Annotated in this window: 18 protein-coding genes and 1 pseudogene; 10 read left to right on the top strand and 9 right to left on the bottom strand. The window is 37.2% G+C overall.

Annotation, left to right across the window (positions count from 1 at the left end):
- Positions 1 to 112: 112 nt before the first annotated feature.
- The 7 genes from B0B05_RS13065 to B0B05_RS13095 all read right to left on the bottom strand — a co-directional run bounded on the left by B0B05_RS13065 (position 113) and on the right by B0B05_RS13095 (position 6,116).
- Positions 113 to 1,120 (bottom strand): adenosine deaminase, encoded by a 1,008-nt coding sequence (locus tag B0B05_RS13065; RefSeq protein WP_076784072.1) that lies wholly within the window; start codon positions 1,118 to 1,120, stop codon positions 113 to 115.
- 79 nt (positions 1,121 to 1,199) lie between these two features.
- Positions 1,200 to 1,448 (bottom strand): DUF6952 family protein, encoded by a 249-nt coding sequence (locus B0B05_RS13070; RefSeq protein ID WP_076784073.1) that lies wholly within the window; start codon positions 1,446 to 1,448, stop codon positions 1,200 to 1,202.
- Between the two features lie 46 nt (positions 1,449 to 1,494).
- Entirely contained in the window at positions 1,495 to 1,806 is a 312-nt protein-coding gene (locus tag B0B05_RS13075) for a thioredoxin family protein (protein WP_076784074.1), read from the bottom strand.
- 90 nt (positions 1,807 to 1,896) lie between these two features.
- Entirely contained in the window at positions 1,897 to 2,529 is a 633-nt protein-coding gene (locus tag B0B05_RS13080; RefSeq protein ID WP_076784075.1) for a peroxiredoxin, read from the bottom strand.
- Positions 2,530 to 2,716: 187 nt separating this feature from the next.
- A complete protein-coding gene (locus tag B0B05_RS13085; RefSeq protein WP_076784076.1) occupies positions 2,717 to 3,199 on the bottom strand; it encodes a SixA phosphatase family protein in 483 nt (160 codons plus the stop codon).
- A 72-nt stretch (positions 3,200 to 3,271) separates the two neighbouring features.
- Positions 3,272 to 5,563: a GH92 family glycosyl hydrolase gene (locus tag B0B05_RS13090; RefSeq protein WP_076784077.1), complete on the bottom strand. Its 2,292-nt coding sequence runs from the start codon at positions 5,561 to 5,563 to the stop codon at positions 3,272 to 3,274.
- A gap of 49 nt (positions 5,564 to 5,612) precedes the next feature.
- A complete protein-coding gene (locus B0B05_RS13095; RefSeq protein ID WP_317044141.1) occupies positions 5,613 to 6,116 on the bottom strand; it encodes a DUF6702 family protein in 504 nt (167 codons plus the stop codon).
- A 160-nt stretch (positions 6,117 to 6,276) separates the two neighbouring features.
- Here B0B05_RS13095 and B0B05_RS13100 point away from each other — a divergent pair, with 160 nt between their 5' ends.
- The 9 genes from B0B05_RS13100 (at position 6,277) to B0B05_RS13140 (ending at position 16,414) form a co-directional block, all read left to right on the top strand.
- A complete protein-coding gene (locus tag B0B05_RS13100) occupies positions 6,277 to 6,855 on the top strand; it encodes a HupE/UreJ family protein (RefSeq protein ID WP_076784090.1) in 579 nt (192 codons plus the stop codon).
- Between the two features lie 74 nt (positions 6,856 to 6,929).
- Positions 6,930 to 9,311: a M1 family metallopeptidase gene (locus B0B05_RS13105; RefSeq protein ID WP_076784079.1), complete on the top strand. Its 2,382-nt coding sequence runs from the start codon at positions 6,930 to 6,932 to the stop codon at positions 9,309 to 9,311.
- A 139-nt stretch (positions 9,312 to 9,450) separates the two neighbouring features.
- Complete coding sequence (gene mnmE / locus B0B05_RS13110; protein ID WP_076784080.1) at positions 9,451 to 10,872, top strand: tRNA uridine-5-carboxymethylaminomethyl(34) synthesis GTPase MnmE; 1,422 nt, start codon at positions 9,451 to 9,453, stop codon at positions 10,870 to 10,872.
- 167 nt (positions 10,873 to 11,039) lie between these two features.
- Complete coding sequence (locus B0B05_RS13115) at positions 11,040 to 12,179, top strand: tyrosine-type recombinase/integrase (protein ID WP_076784081.1); 1,140 nt, start codon at positions 11,040 to 11,042, stop codon at positions 12,177 to 12,179.
- 3 nt (positions 12,180 to 12,182) lie between these two features.
- The gene (locus B0B05_RS13120) at positions 12,183 to 12,926 is read left to right on the top strand and encodes a hypothetical protein (RefSeq protein WP_076784082.1); all 744 of its coding nucleotides are present in this window, start codon (positions 12,183 to 12,185) and stop codon (positions 12,924 to 12,926) included.
- Between the two features lie 80 nt (positions 12,927 to 13,006).
- Positions 13,007 to 13,285, top strand: a complete 279-nt coding sequence (locus tag B0B05_RS13125; protein WP_076784083.1) for a helix-turn-helix domain-containing protein — start codon at positions 13,007 to 13,009, stop codon at positions 13,283 to 13,285.
- Positions 13,286 to 13,291: 6 nt separating this feature from the next.
- The gene (locus tag B0B05_RS13130) at positions 13,292 to 14,383 is read left to right on the top strand and encodes a hypothetical protein (RefSeq protein WP_076784084.1); all 1,092 of its coding nucleotides are present in this window, start codon (positions 13,292 to 13,294) and stop codon (positions 14,381 to 14,383) included.
- 409 nt (positions 14,384 to 14,792) lie between these two features.
- The gene (locus B0B05_RS13135) at positions 14,793 to 15,650 is read left to right on the top strand and encodes a toprim domain-containing protein (protein ID WP_076784085.1); all 858 of its coding nucleotides are present in this window, start codon (positions 14,793 to 14,795) and stop codon (positions 15,648 to 15,650) included.
- Between the two features lie 182 nt (positions 15,651 to 15,832).
- On the top strand, positions 15,833 to 16,414 hold the full coding sequence (locus B0B05_RS13140) for a hypothetical protein (protein WP_076784086.1): 582 nt from the start codon (positions 15,833 to 15,835) through the stop codon (positions 16,412 to 16,414).
- A gap of 17 nt (positions 16,415 to 16,431) precedes the next feature.
- On the opposite strand, the gene B0B05_RS13145 is transcribed toward B0B05_RS13140, so the two are convergent.
- Positions 16,432 to 16,695: a hypothetical protein gene (locus B0B05_RS13145; protein ID WP_143746031.1), complete on the bottom strand. Its 264-nt coding sequence runs from the start codon at positions 16,693 to 16,695 to the stop codon at positions 16,432 to 16,434.
- 282 nt (positions 16,696 to 16,977) lie between these two features.
- On the opposite strand from B0B05_RS13145, the gene B0B05_RS13150 reads away from it, so the two are divergent.
- Positions 16,978 to 17,175, top strand: a complete 198-nt coding sequence (locus B0B05_RS13150; RefSeq protein ID WP_076784088.1) for a helix-turn-helix transcriptional regulator — start codon at positions 16,978 to 16,980, stop codon at positions 17,173 to 17,175.
- A 7-nt stretch (positions 17,176 to 17,182) separates the two neighbouring features.
- On the opposite strand, the pseudogene B0B05_RS16835 reads toward B0B05_RS13150, so the two are convergent.
- Positions 17,183 to 17,450 (bottom strand): annotated as a pseudogene (locus B0B05_RS16835) (hypothetical protein); the annotation flags it as partial.

The following is a 17,450-nucleotide window of genomic DNA, read 5'->3' on the forward strand; positions in this document are numbered from 1 at the left end:
AAGTAAAAGTTGATGTCTTAAATTAATTTCATTAAAGAACATAATTAGCCCGTCCGGAGGATTCTAAATTTTAGCTTTCGGGATTCCTGCGTAATGACTGGAAAAATGCTTTTTATCTATAATTAGCAATCACTTTATCTACCTGTTCAAGGTAAGATTTCTTCTGCTCATCGGTCGCAAAAGAGTGTTTAAAAGAATTTTTAACCAAAGTGATAATCTCTTCTTTGGAAAGATCCAGAGCTTCCTGAACCGCGATAAAATTGGCATTGATATAACTGCCAAAATAGGCAGGGTCGTCTGAATTGACGGTGGCCTTGATGCCTTTGTCCAGTAATTTTTTTAGTGGATGGTTGGTTATGACGTCCGTATTTCTCAGTTCGAGATTAGAGAGTGGGCAAACCGTGAGTGCCAGATCTCTTTTCACGATTTCGTTTACCAGCTTGTCATCTTCCAGACATCTGTTACCATGGTCTATCCGGGCAACTTTCAATACATCGATGGCTTCCCAAATGTATTCCGATGGGCCTTCTTCGCCGGCGTGTGCCACTGGGACATAGCCTTCTTTGACGGATGCTGCAAAAACATCCTTAAACTTGGATGGCGGATTTCCCATTTCCGAAGAATCCAATCCTACTGATGTGATCCATTTTTTGTAAGGAAGTGACTGTTTCAACGTTTCAAAGGCCGATTCCTCGGGCAAGTGCCTGAGGTAGCTCATGATAAAAAGGGAGTTGATTCCCCATTTTTCTTTGGCATCCAGCCGTGCTTTTTGCAATGCGCTGATAACCGTTTCAAAAGCAATGCCTCTCTCTGTATGCGTTTGTGGGTCAAACATAATCTCTGTATGAATGACGTTGTTCTCATAACATTTTTGGTAATAAGCCATCGCCAGATCATAGAAATCTTTCTCATGAATCAGGACACCAGCCCCGGCATAATAGATGTCCAGAAAGTCCTGAAGACAGGAAAACTGGTAAGCTTTCTTGACTTCGTCGATGGTTTTATAAGGGATTTCGATCTGGTTCCGTTGGGCGATGTCAAACATCAGTTCCGGCTCAAAACTGCCTTCTATATGAAGGTGTAGTTCTGCTTTTGGAAGTGAGGCGATAAATTCCTGCATTGTTGTTTATTTATTCAAAAATAAAAAAAAGGCTTCAGAAATCCCTTTCCAAAGCCTTTTTATTAACAAAAATTAATTGCTATTTATCAATGGAGCCCATCACTTTGTGTGCAAATGAGTTCAAAGCATCTTTCTCGCTCATACCATTTTTTACGCTGTTGTGTACCTCCAGTGCACCACAGATATTGGTCATGAGTTCTCCGGCTACATTGATATCTTCTTCAGAAACATTTCGGAATTCAGAAAAACTTTCCAAAACTTCCAAAGTTGCTTCCAGATTTTCCGGTGTCTGATTCTGATAAAGTTGTCTTATAATTGGTAATTTCATGTTTTTTTTAATATTTAGAATTGATAAGGTTTTAACTTAGCCTGGCCTAGTTTTTTAGTTCCTCAAACAGCGTGTTGAGGCTGTCTGCCTGGTTGGTTTGGACCTGGTTTTTGAGGTTGCCGCCTTCAAAAGCTGCAAAAGTTGGCAAATTATCTACTGTGGCCAGTTTTCTGCTTTCCGGCAGTTTTTCGGCATCCACATAGTAAAACGGAATATCTTCGTTTTCGGCTGCCAGTTTTTTAAATTTCGGCTTCATAATCCTGCAGTTACCGCACCAGCTGGCGCCGTATTGTACCATAACTTTGTTATTTTGGCTAATGATCTGCTGTAGGTTATCTTCTGTTAGTTCTGTATACATTGTTTAATATTTATAATATAACAGTGTAGCAATGTAACAATCGGTTGCAACTGTTACATTGATACATTGCTAAATTGTTAGATAAAAATTTTAGTGTTTTGCAAGGTAGTCTGCAACGCCTTTTCTGTCAGCGTTCATTGCATCTTTGCCTTCTTCCCAGTTGGCAGGGCAAACTTCTCCGTGTTTTTGTACGTGTGTGTAAGCATCAATTAGTCTAAGATATTCTTTCACGTTTCTGCCCAATGGCATGTCGTTAACAGACTCGTGGAAGATTTTACCTGTCTCATCGATAAGATAAGTAGCTCTGTAAGTCACATTAGATCCTGAGAATACTTCGTTACCTTCTTCATCATACTCAAGGTCTTGGTCTACAATACCTAAGATGTTAGCCAATTGTCTGTGTGTATCGGCAAGGATAGGATAGGTTACACCTTCGATACCACCGTTGTCTTTTGGTGTGTTAAGCCATGCAAAGTGAACTTCGTTGGTATCACAAGAAGCCCCGATTACGATGGTATTTCTTGATTTAAATTCCGGTAATGCTTCCTGGAAGGCGTGTAATTCTGTTGGGCAAACAAAAGTGAAATCTTTTGGATACCAGAACAACAATACTTTTTGTCCGTTGTTTACAGCTTCTTCAAAAACGTTGATTTTAAGATCGTCGCCCATTTCGCTCATCGCATCAATTGCAATACTTGGGAATAATTTTCCTACTAATGACATAATATTTAAGTTTTAATTTGTTTAAATTTCTTGTACAAATGTAAGAAGATTTTATTAATTGAAAAATGATTTTTGATTTATAAAATCTATCAAGGCGAAAGATTAATTATAAATTGTCTGTCATAATGATAGCTGTCAGCTGATTATCAGTAAATAAAAAACGCCCTGCTTGAGGACGTTTTATTTATTAATGTGTAAAGTTTTTTGGAGAATAAAAAAACAGGAACTTTTTGGGAGCATTTTCAAAATCGCTCCAGTGCTCACAATCAATTTCGTAAGCGGCTACTCCGGAGGTTGGCAAATTGACAATCTCGTCCGACAGAGAGTTGGCGAAATTAGAAATACCATTGTTATGCGAAAATAATGCAAGGTGATTGACACGGTCATCCGTATCAAATATCACCGACAAAAAGTTGGCCTCTGACGGGCGGTAAAGTTTATCGTTGGTAGTGTAATTTTTATCATAAACCTCAGAAAATAACCGGCAGGTCTCCTTGGCGCGCAAGGCCGGGCTGCTAACAAAAGCATCTATAGGTACCTCGTGCTGGCGCAAAAATTCAGCCATTTTTGGTGCATTGATGTTCCCAAGCTCAGTCAGCGGACGGTCAAAGTCGTCCACATCTTCTGGCCAGTCACTTTTAGCATGCCGGATGAGTAAAAGAGTTTTCATTCAAAAAAATTTAATCTAATAAAATTAATAAAAAATTTGATGTACTGTTGCTATTGATCAAAAATATTTTTATCACTTCACTGACTGGCTCATGGAGAAAGGTTCGTCTTTGTCCTCAATACCGCGTTGTCTGTTGGGTTCTGCGCTCATTTTATACTTTATTTTAGCGCCCTTTAAAAGATCAAAATGATCCAGCCAGTTTTTGGTGTAATTTTTACCATCCAGTTTAAGCTGATTGATATAGATGTTTTGCTCCGAATTTTCGGGCGCGGTAAGTTCTATGGTTTTGCCATTCTCCAGATTAATTTTTGCAGCTTTAAAGAGGGGCGAACCCAACACATACTGAGTGCTGGCCGGAGTTACGGGATAAAAGCCCAGAGCAGAAAAAACGTACCATGCAGATGTCTGCCCGTTGTCTTCATCACCGCAATAGCCATCCGGTGCAGCTTTATAAAGCCTGTCCATCACCTGCCTTACCCAATATTGTGTTTTCCACGGCTGGCCAGCGTAATTATAAAGGTAAAGCATGTGCTGGATGGGCTGATTGCCATGTGCGTATTGGCCCATTCCAACAATCTGCATCTCGCGCATCTCATGGATCACTTCTTTATAATAATTGATATTGAAAGTGGGTGGCATCACGAATACCGAATCCAGCATCTTTACAAAGTTATTTTTTCCGCCCATCATTTCCCGCAGCCCATGGATATCCTGAAAAACACTCCATGTATAATGCCAGCTGTTACCTTCTGTAAAGGCATTTCCCCATTCAAAAGGGTCAAAGTTTTCCTGAAAATCGCCATTCTTTTTCTTGCCACGCATCAGGTTGTATTTTGGATCAAAGAGTTTTTTATAATTCATGGCTCTTTCTCTGTAGGGTTGCAATTCGTCCTCTGGCTTCCCCAAAGATTTCCCCATTTGGTAAATAGCATAATCGTCATAAGCATACTCCAGGGTTCTTGCGGCACTTTCATCAATGCCGGTATCAGTAGGGACATAGCCAATAGCATTATAATCTGCAACACCTTTTCTCCCGACGGCGCTTATAGGGCCTTCGTTATTGGCGCCGTGCTTTACAGCCTGCCACAGGATTTCGGCATCATAACCCCGCAGCCCTTTGATATATGCTTCGGAAACTACCGAGGCTGAGTTATTGCCCACCATGATATCCGCATAGCCGGGGCTGCTCCATTCGGGTAAAAAACCACCTGCCTGATAGGCAGAGATCAGGCCTTTCTGCATCTCTGTATTGATAGACGGATAAACGAGGTTGAGAAGGGGGTACAACGCACGGAATGTATCCCAAAAACCGGTACCGCCATACAGGTAACCCGGCAGGATTTTGCCGTTATAAGGGCTGTAGTGTAAGATTTTGCCGTTTTTGTCTTTTTCATAAAGTCTTTGTGGGAAGAGGACACTACGGTACAGGCAGCTGTAAAATGTTTTGGCCTGTTCTGTTGTAGCACCTTTTATTTCGATTTTGCCAAGTGTTTTATTCCAGATGTCTTTTGCTTCTGCTTTTACCTGGTCAAATGTTTTGTTTTGTACCTCTTGCAGGTTAACTTCGGCCTGCTCCGGGCTGATGAAGGATGACGCCACTTTCATGGTTACGACGTCGCCCTTCTTCAATGGTGCAAATTGTACGATACTCCCCACATGATCCGCTTTTATCTCAAGCTCAGGTTTAGGCATTTCGTTGCCGCTCCAGGTTTTTTGATCAGCAAAATCTCTGTCGAATGTGATAACAAAATAGTTTTTAAAATTCTGCATTTTGCCCCGCGCATATCGGGTAGAGTAGCCTATTATTTTTCTTTCGGAAGGTATTATTTTCACATAAGAACCGCGGTCAAAGGCATCCAGCAGAACCTGTCCCTGCCTGGTTTCGGGAAAAGTGAAACGCATTACTGCGGCCCGTTCTGTAGGGGCGATTTCTGTCCAGAGGTCATAATCGGCAAGGTAAACTTTGTAATAATAAGGGGTGGAAATTTCTGTTTTGTGAGAAAACCAGCTGCCACGCTTGTCTTGGTCTGTTTGTGCATCACCGGACACTGGCAGTATCGAAAACTGGCCATAATCATTCATCCACGGAGATGGTTGATGGGTCTGCTTAAAACCCTGGATTTTCTTGGCATCATAGGTGTATTGCCAGCCATTGCCATTCTTTCCGGTTTGCGGTGTCCAATAGTTCATGCCCCACGGCAGCCCGGTAATAGGGTACGTATTCCCGTTGGAAAGTTCATAGGATGATTGCGTTCCCATCATTGGGTTTACATAATCTACAGGATTGCTAATCCAGTTGTTGAGTTCCTGAGATTTGATTCCCGTTCCAACCAGCAGTACAAGCAGAAGTTTAATTTTTGACATAAAGAAGGAGTTGTTTTAGTATTGATGGTGAGTATAGCTTTTGATTTTATTAAAACTGCTGGTAGAGGTAGCGGTCCGGATAAGTCAGTTTTTCGCTCTTGCGCTGGCCACCGATGACGATATGGATGATGTTCATCTGGTCATCAAAAAGGTTGTATAAGAGGCTGACGGCAGTTTCTATCTTTTTGGGATTGGCCACAGGATCCGATTCCAAAAAGATATTGACGCTTTCCTTATCTTCCTGGTAACCGACATAATTAACTTTAACGAACTGATTGTTAACTTTCAGTTTTAGATACTCAGCGGCATAATTTTTCACCAGCTGCTGCATTTCACTTTCAGATTTTGGATTAAGGAAATGAGCACTTTTACCGTACTTCTGATTAATCGCATTCTCCAGGTCATCCATAAAAAACCGGCCGGTGACCTCAAAGGTTTTGGATTTCTGATTATAGCTGAACTCTACCGATCCTACATGGTAAGGGTGTAATGTAAAAGACCATACCATTAATAGCAGACAGGAGATGAGTAGGGCAGCGCATTTTTTTTTCATAGGTGGATTTTATTTTTTTTATGGTCATATTCAATCATTTGTAGTTCGTCTGGGTTCAAATGTTTATCAATGGGGTTTTCAAATGATGACGATTTCACACGACCAAAAATTTTAATCGAAATTAATCATTATTTTCGTATCCGCTTTTAAAATGGACAAAATGCAGGACTTTATTTTTTATCTTAAACTCGGTTGGGAACATATTATTTCGCTGGATGCGCTGGATCATCAGCTCTTTATATTGGCACTGATTGCGGTTTATTCTTACAATGACCTCAAAAAAATACTGATTTTGGTGACCGCTTTTACCATTGGTCATTCGCTTACCTTGGCCCTTAGTGTGCTGGATGTTTTGCGCGTGCCGGGTAATTGGATAGAGTTTCTCATTCCGGTAACAATCGTGCTGACTTCACTGGACAATATCCTTATGAAGAACCATCAGAAGAACCTCATGAGGCTCAATTATTACCTGGCGCTTATTTTTGGGCTTATTCACGGGATGGGTTTTGCCAATACGGCGCGCATGATGATTGCCAAAGAGCAAAGTATCTTTGTCCCGCTATTAGGTTTCAATATCGGCCTGGAGCTGGGGCAGATTGCAATGGTCATTGTTATCCTGATCATTCTTTTTATCCTTCTTAATATTTTTAAAGTAAACAGGAAAGACTGGATTCTGTTTGTATCGTCAGGCGTACTGGCACTGTCATTAAAAATGGCATTGGAGAGAATTCCTTTCTAATTTTAACAATTTTTCAGTAACTATTTCATAAATTTGATGACTTATAAGGCATATTCATCTAATTTTATCGAACAATGAAGTTAAAACTTTCAGTACTTCTGTTTAGTTCTGCCGTTATTTCCGCGCAGAATATCCAGAACAACCCGGGGAGCAATCATGGCAACAGATTTGAGCAATTGGGTACCATTCTTCCCACACCTAATGTTTACAGAACAGCTTCCGGAGCACCGGGCCATCAATATTGGCAGCAGCGCGCAGATTATGATATCTCTGCTTACCTGGATGAGGACAAACGAAACCTGAAAGGATCAGAAACCATTACTTATTATAATAATTCCCCCGATGATCTGGATTATCTTTGGCTTCAGCTGGATGAGAACCAGCAGTCATCTGTTAAAAATGCAGATTATCCATCGTCATCTTTCCTGGCCAAATCTTCTGATATAGAAAAGTTGCGGCCTTCCGAGGTACCTGCAAAGGACAATGGCTATGGCGTGAATATGGAAAAAGTAACCGACGCTTCCGGAAAAGCATTGCCTTTTGTGGTTAATAAAACCATGATGAGGATTGATCTTCCCAAAACCCTTAAAAAAGGGGAGAAACTGACCTTCAAAGTAGAATGGAATTATAATATCCCAAACCGTATCGAGCGTGGCGGGCGTGGCGGTTACGAGAACTTTGCAGAAGATGGCAACGATCTTTACACTATGACGCAGTGGTTCCCTAGGATGTGTGTCTACAGCGACTTCCACGGATGGCAAAACCATCAGTTTACCGGGCGCGGTGAGTTTGCGCTTGTTTTCGGTAATTATAAAGTGAAAGTCAATGTGCCGGCAGACCATATTGTGGGAGGTACCGGCGAATGTAAAAACTATGCTGATGTGCTGACTTCAGCACAACTCGCAAGGTACAGGCAGGCAGAATCTGCTGATGAACCTGTAGAAATTGTGACGTTGGATGAAGCTAAAAAAGCCGAAAAAACAAAATCAAAACAAAGAAAAACATGGGTTTTTGAAGCCAATGATGTGCGTGATTTTGCATGGACTTCTTCCCGAAAATTCGTTTGGGATGGCATGCGGGTTACCATTCCCGAAAACAATAACAAGGTAATGGCGATGAGTTTCTACGGTAAAGAGGCTTACGGGCTTTATCGTAAATTTTCTACAAAAGCCGTTGCGCATACCATCAAGACCTATTCAGAATTTACAATCCCTTATCCTTATCCCGTAGCCCAGTCTGTAGAGGCTGCCAATGGGATGGAGTATCCAATGATCTGCTTCAACTATGGGCGTACGGAGAAAGACGGTACCTATTCAGAAGCTATCAAAAACGGCATGTTGGGCGTTATCATTCACGAAGTGGGGCACAACTTTTTTCCGATGATTATTAATTCTGATGAGAGACAGTGGAGCTGGATGGACGAGGGACTTAATACCTTTGTAGAATACCTTACCGAAGAAAAATGGGATAACAAATTCCCTTCAAAGCGGGGGCCGGCGTGGACCATTGTTGATTATATGAAGTTGCCAAAAGATGAGTTGGAACCTATTATGACCAACTCAGAAAATATTGCGCGTTTCGGTCCCAATGCCTATTCCAAACCTGCAACGGGGCTCAATATCCTTAGGGAAACCATTATGGGCAGGGATCTTTTTGATAAAGCATTTAAGACTTATGCCAAAAGATGGGCATTCCGTCATCCTGAGCCGGCCGATTTTTTTAGAACAATGGAGGATGCCAGTGGCGAAGACCTCGACTGGTTCTGGAGAGGTTGGTTCTACAGCACAGATCCTGTGGATATCGCGATAGACAAAGTCACGGTTTCTACACCCAAATTTGACGCTGTTCCGGCTGATGCCAAGGTTGTGAAGTATACCGTAGATCAGCCATTACTCAATGATTTTGATGATATATCTAAAATAAGGAACCGTCAGGACAAGAGCATTACTTTTTATGCCGATACAGATAAAAATGTGCAGGATTTCTATTACCGTTATGACAGGGGGGAAGAGAAAGTTGATGGTAAAAAAGAGTATTCTTTTGTATCCGGCAGCCCGGAAAAACTGGGGGCGGAAGACCAGTCAGCAATTGCTTCTAAAAAGAATATGACAGCGTACCAGATTGATTTTACCAATAAAGGTGGCCTGGTAATGCCGATAATTCTGGAGTTTACCTTTGAGGATGGCAGCAAACTGAATGATAAAGTTAACGTTCAGATTTGGAGGTCTAATGAGCAAAAAGTGTCCAGGACCTATTATTTTGATAAAAAATTGAAATCAGTACAGTTGGATCCTCTTAAAGAAACTGCTGATATTGATACGGCTAACAACTATTGGTCAGCTGCCAGTTCAGCGGATGTACCAAGCCAGTTCAGCGTGTTCAAACAAAAACAGAAAGATGCAGCTAGAGGCGCTTCCAACGGAAAAGTGAACCCAATGCAGGCTTCTAAGAAATAAGACGATTGCGCTGCAGTGTCAAAGGCTTCCTGATTTATCGGGAAGCTTTTTTTTCGCTCAGTCGTATGGTATTGCAGTCATATAAAGAATCTTTTGCAATGTTTCCGGTTTTGCTTCATAAAAGCTTAATTTTGTAATTATGAATCAAGATACTATTTGCGCGCTGGCCACAGCTAACGGTATGGGAGCTATCGGAATTATCAGGGTTTCCGGTAATGAAGCATTCGAAATCGTAAATAAAATATTTGACGGAAAGGATCTAACCAGGGTAAAATCCCACACCGTGCATTATGGTTATATTATTGATAAAAAATCTGAAGTCAGGCATGAGGCGTCAGAAGCTTCTTCGGATATTATCGATGAGGTAATGGTAAGCGTTTTCCGGGCACCAAAAACCTTTACCACCGAGGACTCTGTAGAGATATCCTTTCATGGCTCCCCCTATATCGGTAAAGCTATTTTAGAAGTATTGATAAAAAACGGCGCCAGGATGGCTAAAGCCGGTGAGTTTACCATGCGAGCGTTTATGAACGGCAGGATCGATCTGTCCCAGGCCGAATCCATTGCCGACCTCATTGCCTCAGAAAACGAAGCGTCCAGGAAAGTGGCACTTAATCAGCTGAAAGGTGGTATCTCCAAAGAAATAAGCTTGCTGCGACATGATTTGCTTAATTTTACTTCGTTAATAGAACTTGAACTGGATTTTGCAGAAGAAGATGTAGAATTTGCGGACCGTGCGGCACTCAAAAACCTGATTGATCATCTCAAAACTAAATTGGGCAGCCTGCTGGAAAGTTTCAGATACGGTAATGCTGTAAAAAACGGTACTGCCGTGGCCATTATCGGGAAACCGAATGCCGGCAAATCCACACTGCTCAACACACTGCTGAAAGAAGAGCGTGCTATCGTAAGCAATATTGCGGGCACTACAAGAGATACCATAGAGGAAGTGCTGCATATCAAGGGGCATCCGTTCCGGCTGATTGATACAGCAGGCCTTCGTGATACGGCAGACGAGATCGAAGCCATAGGTGTAAGAAAAGCAAGAGAAAAAGTAGCTGGTGCTGATGTTTTGGTTTACCTGGCAGATGCGGGTACAGAGGACTTCGCGCAGGATATAGACATGATAAGGTCACTTTGGCATGATGGTGTGGCACTGATTATTTGCCTTACAAAGATTGACGAAGTGATACCTACAAAGCTGGATGCTGTAGAACAGGTTTTCCGCGGCGCACTGGATTATCCTTTTGACTTTATAAAAATATCAGCCATAGAAAACCGAAATATTCAGGAACTTAAAAATGAATTGTCGTCTTTTGTGGAAGAACTTCAGTCCGAAGAGGGCAATGTCGTCATTACCAACCAGCGCCATTTTGAAGCGCTTCAAAAATCATTGGATTCTGTTGTCAGGGTAGAAGAGGCTGTACAGTCACAGATCACAACAGAGCTCCTGGCTTACGAACTTCGCAATGCCCTGGAACAGCTGGGTGAGATATCGGGCGAATTCACGAATGATGAGGTGCTCGGGAATATTTTCTCTAAGTTCTGTATCGGGAAATAAATATGCTTTCTTTTAATTTCTTTTGTTTTCTTTTATTTGATTTGCAGTACTTTATATAAATTTTATTTTCGTTTGTAATACTTTGTTTGTACTTTTGTTACCAATTATGTACCACGTATCATTATGAAGTGGTACGTTTTGATAAAATGTAGTACAAATACAAGTATATGAAAATATCGCTGAATAAAAGGAAACTAAAAGATGGCAGAATAAGTCTTTCCATTGAATATTATCGTGGATCAGAAGTTAATTCTGAAGGTAAGCGAAGACACCTTAGGAGTTTTGAAAATTTGGATACTTACCTATTTTCAGAGCCAAAAACTCCAGCTGAGAAAAAGCATAATAAAGAAGGACTTTCATTTGCTGAAAGTGTTCTTGCAATTAAAAAAGCTGAATATGCTCAAGGAAAATTCGATTTGAAAAGCACCACAAAATCAAAAAGAACTTTTCTTGCCTTTTTTGAAGAATTGACAGAAGAAAAACAAACGCAAGATTCATCCAATAATTATGGTAATTGGTTTTCTACATTACAACATCTTAAAAAGATTGTTTCTAAAAATGTAACTTTTGATGAAGTGGATGAAAATTTCATTAAAAGAGTTAAAAACTATTTTGAAAAGGAAGCATTAACAAAAAGTGATCTTCCACTTTCACAAAATTCTAAATATTCTTACTTCAATAAATTTAAAGCGTCCATCCGAAAAGCTTTTGAAGATGGTTATCTCACGGTTAATTATGCCTCTAAAGTAAAATCTTTTGAACAAGCTGAAAGTCAAAGAGAATATCTAACTTTTGATGAACTTCAAGCTTTAGCTAAGTCGGAGTGTAAATATCCAATATTAAAATCTGCCTTTCTTTTTTCTTGTTTGTCTGGTCTTCGTTGGTCTGATATAAATACATTGGTATGGAGTGAAGTTCGAGATGAAGGAGATTTTACCAAGGTTAATTTTCGACAAGAAAAAACTGATGGAGTTGAGTATTTATATATTTCAAAACAAGCGAGGGAATTGCTTGGAGAACGACAACATCCTCAAGATCGGGTTTTTCGAGGTTTGAAATACGGAATGACTTACAATACTGAATTAGTTCGCTGGTGTAATAGAGCTGGCGTTCCTAAACATATTACTTTTCACTCTGCAAGGCATACAAATGCTGTTTTATTATTAGAAAATGGAGCTGATATTTATACAGTTTCGAAAAGACTTGGACACAGAGAGATTCGAACCACCGCTATTTATGCAAAAATTGTAGATGCAAAAATGAAAGAAGCGGCCGAAATGATACCGGAATTAAAAATTGAACTTTAAAATATGGAAACGATTTTTAATATTTTTTATTTGAGTTGTTTTGCATTAATCATTGTGCAAGTTATTCTGTTGGTTTTATATTTCAAACCATTAATTATTTCCGTCCTAAATGGCATTATCAAAAATTTTGACAAATCAAAAGATATTGCAGTTCTGCTAATGTTTTTAATTGCGATTTTATTTTCAATTTATGGCTTTTCAAATTGGAAGGGTATTCCTTTGGATTTACTGACGGTGACAATGGTAGTTTTATTCACTAATGTCTGTATTTTTATGGTTAAAAAAGTCAAAAAAGAGAATGATTTTCAAAGAAAAAATTCAAGCCCTTTTCACCCGGTTAAAAGAGAAAAAGTAGAAGAGTTATTATTTTACTTAAAATCAAACGATATTTTTTCGTCAGAAACAAGTTTGTTATCTTTTGAACAATTGATTGCAGGATATAGGTTGGAAGAGCCAATTGTTTATATTGGAAAGTATAAAGGAAATTTGACTTATTCGTATCTTATTTTATTGCTAAAAGTTTTAATGAAAAAAGAGAATTTTGAATTTCAGAAAGTATTTAAAATAATTAAAGATAATTTTATATTTCAAGCGAAAGACTCGAAAACTAATGAAACTATATTTCAGGATGGTAAGAATCGACCGATTGAACAATCGTTCACAAAAATAAACTCTTCAACTTTGGTTGACTATCAGGAGGATTTTTACGAAAAAATTATAAATATTTGTAAATCAGATATGTCATAGCTGAAACATAACGTACATAACTTAGTTTTCCCTATTCTCTTACTCTAATTTTGCTTCGTTAAATCATTAAAACGAAACAAATGGAAAACGAACTTATCCTCCACAAGCTAAACCGAATTGAAAAATATATTTTCGGTTTGAAAGATGTTCTAAACGTTGAAGAACTTGCAGATTACACAGGATTTAAGAAATCTTATATTTATAAACTTGTGCATTCTAACAGTATTCCTTTTTCGAAACCTAATGGGAAAGTGCTGTTTTTCGAAAGAAAAAAAATTGATGAATTTTTACTTCAAAATGCAAATAAATCTAAAGATGAAATTTCAAATGAAGCTGTAGAATTTTCATTTAAAAAATAGGAAGCTATGAATCCTATTTTTAATGATAAGAAAATTAGAAAGCGCTATAATTGGGATGATTCTAATGTCGATTTTATTAGATTTCCCAATGAACTTCTGGATGATTTTTTAATGGATGCAAGAAAATTTGTAGATATTCCGATTAATGCACTGCGGGTTATTTTTAACATAATTTTTATTGTCAGAAATGACCAATTTCGCCCAGAAGATAGACCAAGGCAATTATCACTTTTTGAAGAAGAATTTGAGACGGAAAATAATGTATTTGTACAGTTAAGTATAAAAAATGCTCGTATTTCACCTTCTGGGAGTACCCTTCAGGTAATCAAAGCTTACGAATTTTTGACTAAGTTCAAAATGGAGTGGCATAAGGCACTTAATTCAAAAGGAGAAGAAATAAAGACATTTGGTGGCTTAATTTCCAATCCTAGCTACAATAAAAGAGGAGAAACAACTTTTCTAATTAGCCGCTATTGGCTGAGGAAAATTGTAGTAATTTCTGAATATAACCCATTACTTTACAATTTGGTTTATAACGTGAAAAATAATAAGCACATCCTTTTTGCTTTGTGGCTTAAGAAAGTTCCGTTTCAAGGAACAAGCATACTTCTTACGACATTCAATAAAAAATTTGATTTAAACTATGCGAATTCGGGAGATTTTTGTACAAAATTCTTATCAGAAGTTAGAAAAAGTTTGAACCAATACAGCGATTTATCTTTCAATTATAAATATTCACGGCAACTCATTTTTATTCTACCATATTTAACCAAGAAAATTGATGATTTAAGCATTTCTGAGGAAACTACCGTATTGATAAGAATCAAACAAAGGCTACGCTACTTCAAATCAAGATTTGAAATTGAAGATCATCATTTTCTAAAATTTGAAAATGAATATAATAAATTTCCTTTTCATAGGGAGCTTATTGATAAAGCTTATCGAGAACTTAAGATGTCTTGTAGAAAAAAGCGTATAGCGGTTACAATCTATAAAGGGAAGATGTTTTTAGAAGAAATGCAAAGAATACTAATTGAGATCTACCAACTTTCAGAATCGGGAAGAAAATTTCCAAATGGGTTTCCTGTGATCGTTTAAAATTTCAAAGTTTTCGGATTTGAACTCCTGCTGAATTCGGAATTGCACTCCAAGGAGTTAAAGAAATGTTAAAACGGGGTAGATATTTTCAAAGTTTTCGGATTTGAACTCCTGTTTCAATTTTCAAAAGTCAAAATGTGGATAACTTTTTAAGGGAATGAGAATGTTTTCGGATTTGCACTCCTGCGTAAAATGCAAAGTTTTCGGAATTGCACTCCTGTTGTTTTCGGAATTGCACTCCTTTCACTTTCGGAATTGCACTCCTGCCAAAATTAACCTTATCAAGCTGCTAGAAGTGGGTTGCGGCGAAAATTAAAAGTATATATAAAAGTATATAAAAGTTTTTCTTTTTATAAAAGGTTTTTACATTTTGAAAATATGAATTATTTGCTGGTGAAAAGAAAAAAATATGAACGCAAAAAAAATAAACCTTGTCAAAATCGAAGAAATTTTGGCAAGTCTAGGACATTTTCCTTCAAAAATTTCTGGTGATGATGTTTGGTTTTTCAATCCTTTTTCAGAAGAAAAAAACAGCTCTTTTAAAATTTCTAGATCTAAAAATGTTTGGTATTTATTCTCAGAAGGAACTGGAGGTGGGAATATTGATTTTATCATGAAATACTTTAATTGCACAATTTCTGAAGCAATAAAGTGGGCTTTTGAGCAAAGTTTTTTTTCTTTTCACCAGCGAGAAGATAATGTTTCTAATCTTGAAAGTAAAAAGTACAAAATAATTAGTGTTTTGGATAAAATTTCGAATAAAAATCTTATCGAATATTTGCAAAAAAGGAAAGTTTTTAGGCAATCTGAAAAATTAGAAGAAGTACACTATGAAGTGGAAAATAACAAAAACGAAATCAAAAAATTTTATGGTATTGCTTTCAAAAATAATAGTGAAAATTCTTTTGAAATTTCATCTCCTTATTGGAAAGGTTGTTTAGGAAAAAAGGATATCTCTCTGATAAAGAATAATTCTAAAAACGTAGTAGTTTTTGAAGCTTTTTTTGATTATTTATCTTTTTTAGAATTGAACTTATTCGAAGAAAAAAAATCCGATTATTTGATTCTAAATTCTGTTTCATTGTTAAAAAAGTCGTTTGATTTTTTAGCAGCATATTCTAATATTTATTTATTGCTTGATAATGATTTAGCAGGCGATAAGTGCACAAGAAATATAATTGAATTCTTTCCTGAAGCGAAAGATATTCGAGTAAAAGTTTTAGGCAATTTTAAGGATGTTAACGATCTCTTGATTAATTCAATTTGAAGAAAAGTCCAATTTTTTGTGAAAACTCTAAGGGTGATTTTGGAGAGCAAGAGGGAACACCGACAAAATCGGAGTTCGTTAAAAATCAACACTTTACGTTTAGTGTAAAAGCTAATTTGTTGCACAAATTATGGCATTCGATAAATTAAAATTTTGAAAATCAAATAATTACATTATAAAACATGGATATAAAAAGTGGTACAAATGCAAAAGATCTAAAAATACGAGTTCGCTACCTCACGATGTTAAATTTGAAGATTTTGAAAGAATCTCTCGGCATCTCTTCGTATGATTTGTTAATTCAAGATATGATTAAAACAGTGAATAACGCTAAAATTTTAAATGATATTTCTAACAATCAGCTAACGGAAATCCTATCGAAGCATATTAATAAAAACTTAAAATCAACTGATAGTATTCTTAAGAGATTAAGCGCTTATGAAATGAACTATTTTACCAGTATTATTGATGAAATTAAAATGGTTTCAAAACAAGAAAATGAAACTTTTAAACTACTAGAAAAAATAAATAATAATCTGTCTACGAAAGTAGAAAGAGAGAATGAAGAGGAAAATATTTTTCAAAATTATCGTTACAAAGAGTTAGAGAAATCGCATGATTTTCTATCTCAAAAAAACGAAATTCTCAATTCAAAATTAAATTTTCTGCTAAATAAAGTCTCCAAAAATGATGGTGTTTTTTCCAAAGGTTTTACAATAAAACTGGATGAAAATGATTTGGATTTTTTAAAAGAAGAGAAATAATATAGTCGGAAAAAAACTTAGCATTTCTTGCATTCAAGCATTAATAATTGTTTAAATAATTCGAATTCCTTTGGGAAATTTGTTTCATATTTAAAGCATTCTTCTTGTGCACAGTAATAAAATTTTGCAGAAAACATAACTTCATTGTGGATCAAATTTTTCATAAACAAAGTAATCTCTTCATTAGAAATACCTATTTCCTCGAAATTTTTTAGGATCTGGAATATACCTAAATACGCACTTCTAAAGCCTTCAATTTTTTCATCTTTAGTTTTCGCCATGATTTTATAATTAAAAAGCGTGGAACTGAAGCCAATCCGTACAAGAGGTACCGCTAAGAACCCGATAACCAGATAGAACTTACAGCCCACGCCAATATAAGACATGGGCGTAAGCCTATCGAATTTGGTTATCTAAGAATTTTAGCGGTTTTCTTGTACCAATACGACAGCTTACGCTTTGCGTTGATGTTTTATTTCTAAATCAAAAATACTAAAAATAATGTTTAAACTCAAAAATTTTCTTCTTATATTTAACGTTTTATGTTAATCAAATAACAATCAATGAAAATCAATAGGTTAAAAGTTATTCTAGCCGAGAAGAGTAAGACCAACAGGTGGTTAGCAGAAAAACTAGGTAAAAGCGAAGTTTCAGTTTCTCGTTGGGTTACCAACGAAATCCAACCTTCTATGGAAACGTTTTTAGCGATTGCCAAATTGTTGGATGTGGACGTGAAGGAATTGATTAACTCAAGTAAATAGTCGTTCCTTAACAAAACCCACTATTTAATTTATTTTTAAAAACAGGATTAGAAAACAGCATAATTTGTATCTTATAAAATAAGAAAATAATTTTCTGTTTCAGTAGTTCCATCATTTTCTTCATGTTCCAAGCGGTTGCAGCTAGTAATGCATTGATTTGTGGTCCCGTTTCTCCCATGAAGTAATTTTTTGCCAGCCTAAAATCGGTTTTTAAATGTCCGATGATAGGTTCTATTGCCGCTCTGGTTCTAAATTTTTTGCGCTTTGTCTGCTTT

Origin of the sequence: Epilithonimonas bovis DSM 19482, from assembly GCF_900108115.1 — a bacterium.
Lineage (GTDB): Bacteria > Bacteroidota > Bacteroidia > Flavobacteriales > Weeksellaceae > Epilithonimonas > Epilithonimonas bovis.

Coding starts and splice junctions, on each gene's coding strand:
- B0B05_RS13070 (WP_076784073.1), bottom strand. CDS start 1,448: ATGAAATTACCAATTATAAGACAACTTTATCAGAATCAGACACCGGAA.
- B0B05_RS13120 (WP_076784082.1), top strand. CDS start 12,183: ATGGAAACGATTTTTAATATTTTTTATTTGAGTTGTTTTGCATTAATC.
- B0B05_RS13095 (WP_317044141.1), bottom strand. CDS start 6,116: ATGAAAAAAAAATGCGCTGCCCTACTCATCTCCTGTCTGCTATTAATG.
- B0B05_RS13085 (WP_076784076.1), bottom strand. CDS start 3,199: ATGAAAACTCTTTTACTCATCCGGCATGCTAAAAGTGACTGGCCAGAA.
- B0B05_RS13090 (WP_076784077.1), bottom strand. CDS start 5,563: ATGTCAAAAATTAAACTTCTGCTTGTACTGCTGGTTGGAACGGGAATC.
- B0B05_RS13080 (WP_076784075.1), bottom strand. CDS start 2,529: ATGTCATTAGTAGGAAAATTATTCCCAAGTATTGCAATTGATGCGATG.
- B0B05_RS13105 (WP_076784079.1), top strand. CDS start 6,930: ATGAAGTTAAAACTTTCAGTACTTCTGTTTAGTTCTGCCGTTATTTCC.
- B0B05_RS13075 (WP_076784074.1), bottom strand. CDS start 1,806: ATGTATACAGAACTAACAGAAGATAACCTACAGCAGATCATTAGCCAA.
- B0B05_RS13065 (WP_076784072.1), bottom strand. CDS start 1,120: ATGCAGGAATTTATCGCCTCACTTCCAAAAGCAGAACTACACCTTCAT.
- B0B05_RS13135 (WP_076784085.1), top strand. CDS start 14,793: ATGAACGCAAAAAAAATAAACCTTGTCAAAATCGAAGAAATTTTGGCA.
- B0B05_RS13145 (WP_143746031.1), bottom strand. CDS start 16,695: ATGGCGAAAACTAAAGATGAAAAAATTGAAGGCTTTAGAAGTGCGTAT.
- mnmE (WP_076784080.1), top strand. CDS start 9,451: ATGAATCAAGATACTATTTGCGCGCTGGCCACAGCTAACGGTATGGGA.
- B0B05_RS13125 (WP_076784083.1), top strand. CDS start 13,007: ATGGAAAACGAACTTATCCTCCACAAGCTAAACCGAATTGAAAAATAT.
- B0B05_RS13150 (WP_076784088.1), top strand. CDS start 16,978: ATGAAAATCAATAGGTTAAAAGTTATTCTAGCCGAGAAGAGTAAGACC.
- B0B05_RS13115 (WP_076784081.1), top strand. CDS start 11,040: ATGAAAATATCGCTGAATAAAAGGAAACTAAAAGATGGCAGAATAAGT.
- B0B05_RS13140 (WP_076784086.1), top strand. CDS start 15,833: ATGGATATAAAAAGTGGTACAAATGCAAAAGATCTAAAAATACGAGTT.
- B0B05_RS13130 (WP_076784084.1), top strand. CDS start 13,292: ATGAATCCTATTTTTAATGATAAGAAAATTAGAAAGCGCTATAATTGG.
- B0B05_RS13100 (WP_076784090.1), top strand. CDS start 6,277: ATGCAGGACTTTATTTTTTATCTTAAACTCGGTTGGGAACATATTATT.